This window comes from Bifidobacterium sp. UTBIF-68 (assembly GCF_006408855.1).
GTDB classification, from domain to species: Bacteria; Actinomycetota; Actinomycetes; order Actinomycetales; family Bifidobacteriaceae; genus Bifidobacterium; species Bifidobacterium reuteri.
Window position 1 is genome coordinate 1 of sequence record NZ_JFAN01000041.1, and the last position, 14,196, is coordinate 14,196.

The window sequence follows — 14,196 nt, forward strand, 5'->3', positions numbered from 1 at the left end:
CGTAGTTTTCGATTGTCGGGGTCTTGGGAATCAGGTAGGGAGGCACTGCATAGACGTTGTCCCCCTTGCCCTTGAACGACAGGGACAGCTCCCATACGAACGGTCCGACCAGCATCAGGAAGACCAGCAGCAGAATCACATACTGCACGACCTTGCCCACAGTGACCTTGCTATGATGCCCTTGCATCAGTCCTCACCCCTCTTCTGCACGATCTGCTGGATGATGAGCATGGTGCCCACGATCACCAGCACGACGATGGAGATGGCGCTTGCGTAGCCCGTTCGCGCCTGGATGCCGGTGCCTTCGCGCTTGATGAGCATGGACATGGTCATGTCCATACCGCCGGGGCCTGCAGAACCATTGGTCAACACATAGATTTCGTTGAAGACTCGGAAGGCCGCGATGGTGGAGAGCATCATGATGAGCATCATGGTGGAGCGCACACCCGGCATCGTCACGTAGAGGAACTGGCGAACCGGACCTGCGCCGTCAAGGGATGCTGCCTCATAAAGCGATTCGTCGATGTTGGCCAGTGCGGTCAGGTAGATGACCATGTAGTAGCCGAGGCCGAGCCAGATGGTCACGAACATCGAGCTGAAGAGCACGCCCCAGCGGTCGGTAAGGAATGGAATCGGCTTCGAGATGATCTTCATGGCCTTGAGCATGGAGTTGACCAGACCGGCGGAATCCAGCAGGTTGGTCCAGATCATGCCCACCACCACGGCGGACATCACCACAGGCATGTAGAACGAAGTGCGGAAGAATCCCATGATCCTTGAGTTTCCGCGGACCAGATAGGCCAGGATCAGAGGCAGGATGACCATGAACGGCACCACGCAGATCACATAGAGCGTGGAGTTGAGCAGTGCGGTCAGGAAGTACTCGTCATGGAAGAGCTTGATGAAGTTATCGAATCCGACGAACTTACCCGGACGAAGCAGGGTGGAGTTGGTGAAGGCAAGCCTGAAGGTGTTGAGTGCCGCAAGGACGATGAACACGAACACGATCACGAATGCAGGCAAGACGAACAGGTAGGGGGCAATGATGGTGCCGAAGCTGCGATCCTGCTTCTTGTGATGGGTGCGGTTCATCGGTTCAGGCCGGTCGGAGGCCTTGATGGCCTCCGACCTGTCAGCGGCGAATGCCGCATTGCTCATTGTGCCAGCTTCTCGTTGGCGAACTCGACGGACTTGTCAAGGGCTTCCTTCGGGGTCTGCTTGCCCTGCATGGCGAGCGCGATCTGCTGCTGGAAGTTCTTGTAGCCGTTGTTGTCGGTGAACTCGGCAGGACGGGAGCCGTAGCCGTTCTTGACCTGGTCGAGCGTGATCTTCAGAGCCTTGCCCTCGAGGGTGGACTCGTCGATGTTGGAGAAGTACTCGTCCTCGAGGCCACCCTTGGCGGACGGGAAGACGGAGGCCTGCTTGTCGAAGGCGACCTGGTTCTCGGCGTTAGTCACGAAGCGGGCGAAGTCGATGGCGACGTCGGGGTGCTTGGACTGGGCGCTGATGCCGAGCATCTCGTAGGCGAGGGATGCGGAGCGGCCGTCATCGGAGATACGCGGGCCGACGGCAAGGTGGTCGTACAGGTCCGGGGCGTTCTGCTTGAAGCCTGCTGCGGAGTAGGCGGAACCTGCCATGGCGACGAGGTTGCCACGCTGGAACAGGTCTGCGGCCTGGCTCCAGGAGGAATCCAGCGCCTCCGGCGGGATGCCGCCGGCCTTGTACAGGTCGACGAAGCGGGTCAGCTGCTTGACACCGGCCTCATCGTTGAAGGTGTACTTGCTGTGGTCGGAGTTCATGAAGGACTTGACGCCTGCGGTCAGGAGGTCCTCGGCGTTGTAGCCCATCGTGATACCCAGGTAGATGCCCTTGTCCTTGCAGTTCTTCACGATGGCGTCACCGGCGGCGAAGTACTCGTCCCAGGTGGTGGGGATGTTGTTCGGGTCGAGGCCGCATTCGGACATCAGCTCGGTGTTCCAGTAGGTCGGACCATCGTTGACGTACCACGGAAGACCGTAGGCGCCCTTCTCGATGCCGTTGCCCTGCATGGTGACGGCTTCCCAAGCGCCTTCGTAGTAATCATCCTGCGCGTCCGGGGCTTCCTTGGAGACATCGAGCAGGGCGCCGGCCTTGGCCAGACCGTACAGGATGGAGTTGCCGCCGTCGACGATGTCCGGCAGCTGGCCGGAGGCGGCCTGGCTGGAGAGCTTGTCCTCATAGCCATCGGACGGGGCATCGAGCCACTTGATGGTGACGTCCGGGTGATCCTTCTCGTATGCCTTGATCAGCTCTTCGAAGTACGGGGTGTACTTGTCGTTCTTCAGATTCCAGGTCTGGAAGGAGATCTCCTTCTTACCGCCGTTATCGCTGGAATTGGTGTTGCCGCAAGCGGCCACGGAGACGAGCATCGCGCCTGCACCGAGGATGGCGACGGTCTTCTTCATGGAAAACATGGTGTTTCCTTCTTTCTGTTCCTTAAGAACCCCTCATCCGTCCATGGATGAAGATCCTGTGTTGTGCACCGCTGAATGCCTGTCGACATCCCGAGGATTGCAACTGTTTTAGTTCTCATCGCTGAGACTAAACCGATTTAGTTTCCAGCCCTTCAAGAACCTGTTAACTAAATCGCTTTAGTTAATAAAACAACAACACCGCTGTAACATTGCAAACCCGCAACGCATGCGCGTGTCGCGCACAATGATGGGGCCGCACCCTTACACAAACGCACCCAAGCACAGACAAATGGGGCCCGCCATCGCATATCGCGACAGCGGGCCCCATCATCCCCACGCCCATCAGCGGGAGTTCATGCCCCTACATGACTGCATCCGACTTCATGTCATCGGCGGATACGCAGCGTGGCGAGCTGGAACGGCTGCAACGCCAGCTTCGCACCGTCAACCGGGCACGGGTCATCCGATGCGAACGCGCGCGGCAGATCAGATGGAAGATCGGCGTCCTCCATCACGCTCACCTCCATGACTTCAGCACCGGAAAGCTCATCGGCTACTTGCAGGGAAGCCGTGGCATTGCCGCCCGCAGCCTCATAGAGACGTACAATCACGTCACCGGAACCATCATCGGCGGGTTTGATCCAATCCAGCACGATGGCACCCTGCCGGTCGGCCAGACGGACCAGCGGCGCGAACGCCGGCAGTTCATCCAATACCGGAGCGTTGATCCGGTTCGCCTCGGCAAGCACGGTCTCCATGCCGGCATCGGCGACCACACTCCAAGCGAACGAATGCTCGCCCTGATCCGTGCGGGGGTCCGGATACAGCGGCGCGGAGAGCAACGACAGACGCACCATCGTGCCACGGCCGGCACCATGCGCCGCATCCCCATGAATCGGGCTCACATCGGAGCCGTAGGTGGATGCGTTCACCACGGCTGCGGCGTACCCGGCATCGGCGATACGGACGAACCGGTGCGTGCAGCTCTCGAACTTGGCGTCATCCGAGCGCGTGTTCTTGTTGATCGGGCGTTCGACCATGCCGTACTGGCATTCATACTGGGCGTTAACGGCCTGGACCGTGACCGGGATATCAACCTTGAGGAACTGCTCCTGCGTATGCCAATCCACGTCCGCGGCGAAATCAAGCGTCGCAGAACCGGGACGCAGGGTGATGCTGGTGCGGATCTCGACGTTGTCGGCATGCGTGACGACATGCACCACGGCGCTGCCGTCTTTGGCGACCTCCACGCGCTCCATTTCGGCGTCGGTCAGACCATCGGCGGTCAGGAACGCATCACGCTGGATGTCCCAGGCATCCCAATGGAACGGTTCGTCCTTGAGCAGCTCATAGCGGCCAAGGCGGGTCCCGGACGGCACGAGCTCGCGTTCGCGCGCCTTGTCAATCAGCGACGAGACGGTACCATCGGCCTCCACACGCACGCGCAGCCGTCCATTGTCGAGCACCGTAGCACCCTCTTCGGCCATGACAGTCACCTGAGCGCCGTCTGCGGATCCGTTCGACGCCTCTGCCGCCGGACGCACGGCCCAGGCTTCGCATGCCTGACGTGCGTATGGGGTGATCACCGCATGCTCGACGCTGGCATCGTCCGGCTCCACGACGGCGATGGCGCGCCCGGCTTCATTGGCGATCTGGCGCAATCGCGCGATATCGTGCGCATATTCGGCACGTGGCTGGCGATGCACCCAGGCGATGGCGGAACCGGGAAGAATGTCATGGAACTGGTTCAGCAGCAGCGTCTTCCAGATGCGATCCATTTCTTCACGGGGGTAGGCGTAATCCGGGTTCTTGAGAGCCGCGGCAGTGCACAGATATTCCGTCACACGCAGCATGGACTCCTCTTCGCGGCAGCCGCGTTTCATGTCCTGCTGGGCGGTCAGGGTGCCGCGATGCAGTTCCAGATACAGTTCACCCTTGAATACCGGGGTCTCGCCACGGGCATCGTCGACGATGTCCTTGCGCACACGGTCGAACAAGCGGTCGGGGGTGCCGAACTCGATCTTCGGCGCCCCGGCAAGGTCATGGTCGCGGCGAATGCGTGCGGTCATCTCGCGCGTGGGACCGCCGCCGCCATCACCGAAACCGTACAGCAGAATGGCGTTGCGGGAGAGGTCCTTGTCGAGGAAATTGCGCTGGGAATACTGCAGTTCATGCATGCTCATGGAAGAGCAATAGGTGTCGGAAGGCGGGAAATGCGTGAGGATGCGTGTGCCGTCGATACCCTCCCACATGAAGGAGTGATGCGGGAACTTGGTGGTGTCGTTCCACGAGATCTTCTGCGTCAGGAACCAGTCGAAACCGGCACGACGGGCAATCTGCGGCCAGGAGCCGGTGTAGCCGAAGCTGTCAGGCAGCCAGATGCCGCGAGGATTCACGCCAAGGTGCTGCCGGAAATACCGCTTGCCGAATGTGATCTGACGAATCAACGATTCACCGGAAGGAATCATGTTGTCGGATTCGACCCACATGCCGCCCACCGGGATGAAACGTCCCTCTTTGACACGGTCCATCATGCGCCTGAACAGGTCGGGATGCTCGGCCTCCAGCCATTCATACTGCTGCGCGGAGCTCATCGAGTATGTGAAGTCCGGGTCCTCGTCCATCAGGGCGAGCACGTTAGAGACGGTGCGCGCCACCTTGCGGCGGGTCTCACGCACCGGCCACAGCCAGGCGGAATCGATGTGCGCGTGGCCGATGGCGATGTGGTTGATGGAGCTCGATGCCGCAGGTTCGGCGAGCACCCCGGCCAGCTCCTCACGGGCCGTACCGATGGTGCCGGCGATGTCACGCTCCTCGTAGGCGTTCAGCGAGCGCTGCAATGCCTTGGCGAGCTGCCAGTAGCGCGGATCGTCGTCTTTGAGCTCACGCATGAGCGAGGAGACGGTCTCCAGATCCATGTAGTAGGCGAATGCCTCCCTGTTGAAGGCGGCGACGTCCATGCGGCTCAGCGTGTAGGGGAATTCACGCTTGCCGGTGGCCTTCTCCCCCAGCTCGGTGGGCGAGAACGGCGTAGGGCCTTCCACAAACGGATTGGCGGCGGCTTCGATGTACACGGTGAAATTGCCGTCGGCATCAAGGTCGACCGTGCTGGCACCGTCCTCATAGACCAGAGGAATCCAATGATTCCTAGGATTCGCGGACTTGATGGCCGTGCCGTCTGCACGGTAGACCAGACCTTCGGACTGGAAGCCCGGGCCACGGTAATCAAGCCAGCCGAGATCGACCATGAGTTCGATCTTGCGTCCCTTGACGGCTTCACGGTCGATACGGCCGCTCACCTCGAACCAGGTGGTGCCCCAGGTGGTACCCCATACGCCGGGTATGGGGAAGGGCTGGAAATCGACTTCACCGGCACGTACCTGTGCGAGGAACTCGTCCGAGGGAACCGGCTCGCCGGGATTGTCGAACGAACGTACCGAACACGCCGACAGCGTGGTATGGATATGCGGCTTGAGACGCTGCTGCATCACGCGGTCGCAGCGCTCCAGCTGCTGATTGGGCAGAAGAAACATGAGGTATTGAGCTCCTTTGCTTGTGTGTGTTGTAGGGCTCTGTTAAACCCTCCCCTTGACTCCCTTTGTCAGCGAAGCTGACTTAGGGCAGCCCGTAAGCATATGTCAGAGTCGGTTCAACAGAGCCTTTTGATAGGAGGAGGAAACGATCAGCGACTGATGCGCAGCGTGGCCAGCTGGAACGGGCCCAACGCGAGCGTCGCGCCTTCGGCCTTGCCATCACCATTGTCCTTGAGCGCGGTCGGCAGGTCGGCGGCGATGTCATCGCCTTCCAGAACATTCACCTCGCGTACCGTGGCTCCCCGCAGCGCCGTGGAGACGCGCAGGGCAGCTTCGGCATGACCGCCGGCCGCCTCGTAGACGCGTACGACGAGGTCTCCGGAACCGTCATCCGCCAGCTTCACCCAGTCGATGACGGCCATGCCATCGATCACATCAAGACCGACCAGCGGTTCGATGGCGGGCGCATCGTGGATGATCGGGGCATTGAGCTCGAAAGCCGCATCCACGGTGCGTTCGGCGGTGGCGTCGGCCACCACTGACCAGTCATACTCGTGGGCGCCGAGATCGGTACGCGGATCGGGGAAGGTCGGCGCGGAGACCAGCGACAGCCGGAACATGGTGCCGGCCCCTATGCCGCGTCCGGCATCACCGGCGATCGGAGCCGCGTCGGAGCCGTATACCGAGCCGTTGATCACGGCGACGGCATATCCGGCCTCACGCAGGATGGCGAACCTGTTCGTGCTGCTCTCGAACTTGGCTTCGTCTGAGGCGCTGTTCTTGACGATCGGGCGCGTGACCAGACCGTACTGGCAGTCGTACACCGCGCGGTCGGCGCTGACGGCCAGCGGTACGTCGACCTTGAGGAAACGTTCCTTGGCATGCCAGTCGACCGAGGTATGGAAGTCGAGCTGCTTGGCTCCAGGACGCAGCGTGATCGTCGTGTCGATAACGGTATCGCCTTCGGTGACGTGTACGGTGACCACCGCCGCACCATGGTCGTTGGTCACATCGGCGATGGTGCCCTTCAGCCCCTCCGCCATGAGCAGGGATTCGCGTTCGATCTCCCAGGCATCCCAGACGGCAGGCTCGTCTTTCAGCAGTTCGTAACGGCCCAGACGCGTGCCTTCAGGCACCAGTTCTCGATTGCGCGTCTCATCGATCAGCGAGGAGATGGTGCCGTCCGGCTCGATGACTGCCGAGAGCACACCGTTTGCCATGTTGACACAGCCATCGTCGAGCCGTTCCACCAATACCGGCAAGGACTCGTCTTGCGACGCGACCGGACGAACCTGCCAGGATGCGCCATCCGCGCGATATTGGCTGATGCGCGCCTCCGGCAGCAGATCGGTTTCGGGATCGGCGGCCCGTAGCACGGCGCAAATCTGTTCGGCGATCTCACGCAGACGCTGAATGTCGCGGCGATAATCCTCACGGGCTTCGCGATGCACCCAGGCGATGGAGGAGCCGGGAAGCACATCGTGGAACTGGTTCAGCAGCAGCGTCTTCCAGATGCGATCCATCTCTTCGCGTGGATAGACATAGGACGAATCAGCCAAGGTCGCGGCGGCGCCAAGGTATTCGACGGTGCGCAGCAGCGACTCTTCGGTGCGGCAGCCGCGCTTCATGTCCTGTTGGGCGGTCAGCGTGCCGCGATGCAGTTCCAGATACAGTTCGCCCTTGTAGACGGGCATCTCCGGGCCGGCGTTCTCTTCGATCTGCTCGTGGGCCTTGTCGAAGAACTCGTTCGGGGTCTCGATGCTCACACGGGAGACGCCTTCAAGGTCCTCGTAGCGATGCAGATGCTCCATCATGTCGCGCGTGGGACCGCCGCCGCCATCACCGAAACCGAAGAGCAGGATCGAACGGTCGGCAAGGTCCTTGTCCTGGAAGTTCTTTTCGGCATAATCGAGCTCCTGCACCTTGCACCATGCGGCGTAGGTGTCCGCAGGCGGGAAGTGTGTGAAGATGCGCGAGCCGTCGATGCCCTCCCACATGAAGGAATGATGCGGGAACTTGGTGGTGTCGTTCCACGAGATCTTCTGCGTCAGGAACCACTCGTAGCCGGCACGACGGGCGATCTGCGGCCATGCCCCCGTGTAGCCGAAGCTGTCCGGCAGCCAGATGCCCTTGGGCTCCACACCAAGATGCTCCTTGAAGTAACGTCGCCCGTAGCTGATCTGACGGATCAGGGATTCGCCGGCGGGCAGCATGCCGTCGGCCTCCACCCACATGCCGCCCACCGGGATGAAACGACCTTCGGCGATGCGTCGCTTCATGCGCGCGAAGACATCCGGATGGTCCTCCTCGAGCCATGCGTACTGCTGTGCGGAGCTCATCGCGTATTTGAAGTCTGGATCGGCATCCATCAATGCCAGCGCGTTGGAGACGGTACGCGCCACCTTGCGGCGGGTCTCACGAACCGGCCACAGCCAGGCGGAATCGATGTGCGCGTGGCCAATGGCGCTCACGTTCATCGCCGAGGCGTTCGCATGCTTGGCAAGCACTCCGGCGAGCTGCTCGCGAGCCTGCTCGACCGAATCGAGATGCTGCTCGTCGAAGCTGTTGATGGAACGCTGCAGCGCCTTGGCCAGTTGCCAGTAGCGCGGGGATTGCTTGTCCGCGTATTCCATGAGCTGGGACACCACATCCAGATCGACGGAGTAATCCTCGAAACGCCGGTCGAATTCGGTCAGGTCGGCCGATTTGAACACGTATGGCTCATCCGGCTTGCCGGTGGCGTGATCACCCAACTCGGTCTCGATGAATGGCGGCACGCCGAGGAGCAGAGGATTGCATGCGGCCTCAAGATAGACGGTGAAACCACCATCCTCGGCAATGGGCACCTGCGCATTGCCTTGCTCATCCATGAACGGCACCCAGTGGTTGAGCGGGTGCACGGCCTTGATGGCGGTACCGTCCTCCCGGTAGACCAGTCCCTCGATATGACCGCCACAGGAGTGCGGGTACCAGCCGAGGTCAATCATGAGCTCCAGCGGACGGCCCGGCGTATGGCCCATGGGGACCTTTCCGCTCAGACGGAACCATACCGTTCCCCATGTGGTGCCCCATTCGCTGCCGAGTGTGAATGGCTTGAACGGGATCTCGCCACGATGCAGCTTGCCGAAGAACTCCTGAGTCGGCATCGGCTCGCCGGGGATATCGAACGCCTCCACGTCGAGATGGGCGATGACCGGGTGGATATGCGGGTTCACCCGTTGGCGCAACACTCGTTTGCACCGTTCAAGCTGCTGTTCTGGTTTCAGGAACATCTTGCCTCTTCCCTTGTCCTTGCCGCAAGGTGCGGTCACATCATCGTGCTGCCCTCCGGTGGTTGTGGCGGGCATGCGCTTCCGTCGCGCAAACTAAAGCGCTTTAGTAACATAGTTTGCCATGACGCGTCGCAATGTCAAGCCGCTTTCCCGACGCGTGTTGTCGCCCCGGGGAATTCACATAGCTCGCCCGGATAGCTGGTTGCCCACATGTTGCCCACATTTTTTCGGAAAACCAGTGATTTCGGGTGACATCCAGTGAAAACGGAAAAGCCGCTCTCCCCTACTGCCGTAAGGGAGAGCGGCTTGTTTCCGCCGAAGCGGATTGGTGGAGGCGCGGGGAATTGAACCCCGGTCGACCAGACCCGGAACCCCTACTGCCGCTTGGATTACGCGGCCTCCCCCACTGTTTTTGGGCACATTTGGGGCACATTTTCCAGAATCAGGGAATTCATGGCCGCGCCAACCGCATCCAGATCGTCATCGAACAGGTCCGCATACACGTCCAACGTCATCGACGCGGTCGCATGCCCCAACTGCCTTTGCACCGCCTTCACGTTCGCGCCGGACGCGACCATGAGGCTCGCGGCCGTATGCCGCAGATCGTGCACCGTCATGTCCCCGACGATGCCCGCACGCTTGCGCGCCCAGTAGAACCACGACGACGTGGTGTTCGGCCCGTGCGTGCGCCGCACATACCCGCCGTCCGCGCCGGTGAACACCAGGTCCCCGGCGGACTTGCCGGCGCAGGCGTCCCGCAGCGGGCCGTCCAGCATGGCCGGATAGACGACCTGCCGCCATTTCGCCGACTTCGGCGTATCCACCACGATCCGCCCCCTGACTTCGGTGGCGCTCCTGCGGACCCACAGCCGCCGCCGGCCGAAGTCCACGTCCCCGACCTGCAGGCCCGCCAGCTCCCCCCAACGCAGTCCGGTCAGGCCCAGGACGAGCACGATGGTCCTCTTGTCACGTGAAGCGTCCGCCAGACGCATCAGCTCACCGCACGTGAGATACCGGTGCTCCTTGCGTCGTTTCCTCGGCAGCTCGACGTCGTCGCAGGGGTTTGCGGCGACGAGCCGGTCACGCACGGCCTGCCGCACGATCGCGGAAAGGATGCCGTGGGCGCGCAGCACCACGCTTGCGCTGCACCCCTCGGCGGCCAGTCCGGCCACCCACTCCTGGACCTCGGCGCGGGAGATCGTCGCCAGCCCGCGGCCGCCCCACCGCGGTTCAACCCGATGCCGCCACTCACGTTCCAGCGAGTCGATGTAGCTCGCTTTGCAACGGATCCTCTTCGCGGCGATCCACGCCGGCCACAGCGCGGCGACGGTTCGTCTGCCGGCCTGCGGGTCCACATACGAGCCCTCGGCCTTGGCGACGGTCACATGCTCGGCCGACCAGCGTTCCGCATCCAGCTTGCGGCGGAAACCGCGCTTCTTGGTCTGCGCGCCGTCGGGCTTCCTGTAGCGGACCATGTACCGGGTCTCGCCCCTGCTGGTCAGATACTTGGTGATGTTCGCCATGCCGTCACATCCTTTCTGTCCACAGTTCCTGAAGAATCGTAGATACAGGTGATTTGCACAAATGAGGTATTTCGTGTAAGTTTCTTGCTTTACGCTGTTTGAAAGGAGGCGGCCATGACCATGACCGATACCGGCGTGAAGCCCATCCCGGCATATACGCCGCCAGCCGACGGCAAACCCCGCAGCATGGTGGACGCGAAATGGATGAAGCTGACCCGCAGCGCCCGTCATTACATGGAACGTCGGGCGAAGGCCCGGAAGGAACCCTCCGATGGGCCTGAAGCTCGTCGTTGAACGGGAATGCTCCAGAGACCATCAGACGGCGCTCAGACAGTTCCTCTGCTGCGATCCGGGAGGCTCTGAATGGGCGATGGATCCACAGCGGTACATACGTGAACTCAACGTGCGCAAGACCCCGAAGGGTATCATGCGCACGCTTCTTGTCGTATCCGGTGACGTTCCCCTGCATGATGACGTGGTCGGGTTCTGCGAATACGGAGTCGCCGTGGAGACGACCGACGGACATGAGGGCGTCTACCAGATCTCGTACATCGCCACCGCCCTGAAGGTGCGCGGCACCCATCTTGGTGACACGCTGCTCTCCTCGGTGATCGTGCACCTGCGCGACGACGCCTGGCGTTCCCATCGCACGCCGCTCGTGCTGACCCAGGTGGATCCACGCAACAGGCCCAGTATGGACCTGTTCGCACGATTCGGATTCGTGGATGAGGGCCCGGATCCCGATGATCCGGAATACCACCTGCTGTCCCTGGAGTTCACCCCGCAGGCTCGCGGCGACTACTTCGGCAGCACACTCGCGTTCTTCTAGCATTTCGGTCAGGCTCCGCACCGTCTCGTAGAGTCTCCGCGCATCTGCCCGTAGCTCATGCGTGCCGACCCCATCAATGCGAAAGCCACGACCAATCACCTTTCTTTCCGTCCTAATCGGGAGCTGAACCTAGATTTGACTTCTGGAGTGTCATGTGCAAGATTCGAATCAGCTCATCTACAGGTTGTAGAAGGAGTCTCCTGGGTCGCTGCGGCGGCCCTTGTTTTATTGAATCGCGTCGCCGCGTTCTTGGGCCTGTGCATACCGTCGTTTCTGCTTCCTCGCGGAGCCGCAATATCTCCTGCTTGCGCCCGAAAAACGGTACATTCCGATCAATGGTCGGAGCTGAATGCCTTCCCATGATTCCTTCTTTCTTCAGCTGACAGCGCTGTCATGCAGCCAGTTCTTGTAGTCTTCGATGACCTGGATGGTCACGTTGAGTTCGCACGCGATAAGGTACGAGTCTGCGCCGTACATTCTTTCGGCCATCGCGTACTCATGCGGGTTGATGAGCCGGAACGCAGTGCACAGTCTTGCGCGTCGTTCGGCCTTCGACCCATAAGGGGTGCAGCCCCGGTCATGATTATGGGCGTGCACGAGCTCATGGCAGAGGGTGCAGCGTTTCTGGAAGTCCAGTAACGTTTCATCGAGGACAATGAGACGCTTAGGCTCGTAGTAGAAGCCGCACAATCCCTGCTGCAGCCGGCATTCCTCCACCCGAATTCCATTATTGGCGGCTTCCTGCAGGAGTTCGTCATAGGTAATGCTTACCGTCCTTCACCCCCTTCCCGTTCGAGATCCTTGTTCGGATCCCGGTTGGCCGCAATCGCGTATTGTTCGGGGTTGGCTGCTATGCGCTCGGCGAGCGCATCTGCATCCTCCTCATGCAAACGAGACGCGGTGCTGTCATCTGCCTCTTCGACCATAGGGATAACCAAACGGTCCGGCGAGATAGCCCATATCTGGCTGATTATCCCAATGTCGTTGAGGTTCCACTCCTTTTCATCGTTGATTCTCGCCCTCACATAGCTCTCGCTTCGCCCCATCTGCCTCGCCAATTCGCGGTTAGACATGCGTCTGATTCCCAGCTGTGCTCGGATATTGGTGCTGACGATTTTGCCAAGAGCGCTGACGTCGATTTTCTTGCTTCCCATACTTTTCATCATAACTGCGTTTGCGCTTAGGCGCGCACAAAAGATATTTCATGCGCCACAAATGATGTGTTTTGCGTTCAATTGACGACACGCCATGCGTCATCTTGACTTGCTATGCGTCCAATTGGGTGCATAATAAGAATCACCAACCGAGGAAAGGACAGGAAATGGAAGCCAAGGAAATCGAGACAGAGGCCAAGGTCACGACCACCATCGAGGGGGCGGTGAGGACCATCGTGGTGGAGTGGCCCGACGGCGAACGGTTCACGCTCGTGCATCACGCGGACGGCACCGATACCGTGAGGTTCGGCCGCGGAGGCCAGGGTGAGGCCCGACGCATCAGCGAACAGGCGGCAACGGCTCTCTCATTCGTCATCTGAAAAACTACAGGCCGGGCCCAAGGGCCCGGCGTCGCAAATTGCAGAACACGAAAGGAACGTCGCTCATGCCGGAGCTCAACTCCATTGTGGCAGACCGATTTAGAGCAGTCTTGGCATATCGGCATATCAGCGTTATCGAATATGCCGAGCTAACGAAGCAAAGCCGAGACGCCGCAAATCGGCGAATCAACGGCAGTATTCCGTTGACACTCTCTGACCTGCATGACTTTTGCGAAGTAACAGGCTATGAGCCTTATGAACTTCTCCAACCTGAGTTTGTGTTGAAGCCTGCGAGCCATGCGATGGGCTCGCAGGCGCTCACCGGCAAGGAGGCGGAGTGATGGGTTACGGCGTTTCGATGGAGCGGCTAGTGCTCACAGCTGACGATCTCATCGACTACCTGGTCTCGGTGCATCCCGAGCTCGCTGACCCACGATATGTGGACCTCGATCTCGAACCGTATGGCAAGGCCGTGAAGGAAAGCTGGGTTGAGTTTCCGCTGATGTTCGACGATCTGGTCGACCGTGCGCGATGCATCGAGGCGCAGTACGCGAAAACCAGTTACATGGTCGAACGTGGCGTCGACTATTGCTGCGTCTCCAGACCGAACCGCGACGGCGACATCGTCAGCAGCATGTGCGCAGTGATTGCGAAGGACGATGGTCCGGCCATCATCCTCGACCCGAACCGTCCAATCGTATACGGTCTGGTCCGCGCCAACCCGGAGCGCCCGCTCCGCGACCTCATTGGCGTCCAAAGCTATCTCGTTCGCGTGTTCTGCCAGCTTGTTGGCCGTCCCGGCTTCACGGTTGGCCGTCTCGGCCAGCTCGTTGGCACGCTGCGCGAGCTTGTTCGCCTTGCGCGTCTGGACGAGGGCGACAAGGCCGGCGACCGTGCCGAACGTTCCACCGACGGCGCCGAGGCCGGTCCAGAACATGTTCCACCAATCCATGAACCGAATACTACCCGCAGGGAGGCGGCGTGATGGACGATTTCATTAGTTGGACCCCCGCCGTCATCAGCGTCACGGCAGCGCTGGTGTCCACGTCGAA

At 60.8% G+C, this 14,196-nt stretch carries 12 protein-coding genes and 1 pseudogene; 5 read left to right on the forward strand and 8 right to left on the reverse strand.

Features of this window, described 5'->3' with window-relative positions; translation table 11 throughout:
- The 6 genes and pseudogenes from BW14_RS10365 to BW14_RS10390 form a co-directional block, all read right to left on the reverse strand.
- Positions 1-187 (reverse strand): annotated as a pseudogene (locus tag BW14_RS10365) (carbohydrate ABC transporter permease); the annotation flags it as partial.
- Positions 187-1,158, reverse strand: coding sequence for a carbohydrate ABC transporter permease (locus BW14_RS10370; RefSeq protein ID WP_044088786.1), 972 nt, complete (start codon positions 1,156-1,158; stop codon positions 187-189). The pseudogene BW14_RS10365 and the gene BW14_RS10370, both read right to left, overlap by 1 nt.
- Positions 1,155-2,453, reverse strand: coding sequence for an ABC transporter substrate-binding protein (locus tag BW14_RS10375; protein WP_044088785.1), 1,299 nt, complete (start codon positions 2,451-2,453; stop codon positions 1,155-1,157). The genes BW14_RS10370 and BW14_RS10375 overlap by 4 nt, the downstream gene beginning before the upstream one ends.
- 386 nt (positions 2,454-2,839) lie before the next feature.
- On the reverse strand, positions 2,840-5,986 hold the full coding sequence (locus BW14_RS10380) for an alpha-mannosidase (protein WP_044088784.1): 3,147 nt from the start codon (positions 5,984-5,986) through the stop codon (positions 2,840-2,842).
- 149 nt (positions 5,987-6,135) lie between these two features.
- A complete protein-coding gene (locus BW14_RS10385; protein WP_044088909.1) occupies positions 6,136-9,258 on the reverse strand; it encodes an alpha-mannosidase in 3,123 nt (1,040 codons plus the stop codon).
- A 389-nt stretch (positions 9,259-9,647) separates the two neighbouring features.
- On the reverse strand, positions 9,648-10,781 hold the full coding sequence (locus BW14_RS10390; RefSeq protein WP_140490540.1) for a site-specific integrase: 1,134 nt from the start codon (positions 10,779-10,781) through the stop codon (positions 9,648-9,650).
- Between the two features lie 114 nt (positions 10,782-10,895).
- On the opposite strand from BW14_RS10390, the gene BW14_RS10395 reads away from it, so the two are divergent.
- The gene (locus tag BW14_RS10395) at positions 10,896-11,075 is read left to right on the forward strand and encodes a hypothetical protein (RefSeq protein WP_044090653.1); all 180 of its coding nucleotides are present in this window, start codon (positions 10,896-10,898) and stop codon (positions 11,073-11,075) included.
- Entirely contained in the window at positions 11,053-11,610 is a 558-nt protein-coding gene (locus BW14_RS10400) for a GNAT family N-acetyltransferase (RefSeq protein ID WP_223847928.1), read from the forward strand. Before BW14_RS10395 ends, BW14_RS10400 begins: the two co-directional genes overlap by 23 nt.
- Positions 11,611-11,985: 375 nt before the next feature.
- Here the strand turns inward: BW14_RS10400 and BW14_RS10405 are convergent, their stop codons facing one another.
- A complete protein-coding gene (locus BW14_RS10405; RefSeq protein ID WP_052382050.1) occupies positions 11,986-12,375 on the reverse strand; it encodes an ImmA/IrrE family metallo-endopeptidase in 390 nt (129 codons plus the stop codon).
- A 2-nt stretch (positions 12,376-12,377) separates the two neighbouring features.
- Positions 12,378-12,764 (reverse strand): hypothetical protein, encoded by a 387-nt coding sequence (locus BW14_RS10410; protein WP_044090656.1) that lies wholly within the window; start codon positions 12,762-12,764, stop codon positions 12,378-12,380.
- A 167-nt stretch (positions 12,765-12,931) separates the two neighbouring features.
- Here BW14_RS10410 and BW14_RS10415 point away from each other — a divergent pair, with 167 nt between their 5' ends.
- The 3 genes from BW14_RS10415 to BW14_RS10425 all read left to right on the forward strand — a co-directional run bounded on the left by BW14_RS10415 (position 12,932) and on the right by BW14_RS10425 (position 14,129).
- The gene (locus tag BW14_RS10415; RefSeq protein ID WP_044090657.1) at positions 12,932-13,144 is read left to right on the forward strand and encodes a hypothetical protein; all 213 of its coding nucleotides are present in this window, start codon (positions 12,932-12,934) and stop codon (positions 13,142-13,144) included.
- A gap of 65 nt (positions 13,145-13,209) precedes the next feature.
- Positions 13,210-13,485: a hypothetical protein gene (locus tag BW14_RS10420; protein WP_044090658.1), complete on the forward strand. Its 276-nt coding sequence runs from the start codon at positions 13,210-13,212 to the stop codon at positions 13,483-13,485.
- Positions 13,485-14,129 carry a hypothetical protein gene (locus BW14_RS10425; protein WP_140490542.1) on the forward strand — a complete coding sequence of 215 codons (645 nt, stop codon included), beginning with the start codon at positions 13,485-13,487 and terminating at the stop codon, positions 14,127-14,129. The genes BW14_RS10420 and BW14_RS10425 overlap by 1 nt, the downstream gene beginning before the upstream one ends.
- Positions 14,130-14,196: the final 67 nt, after the last annotated feature.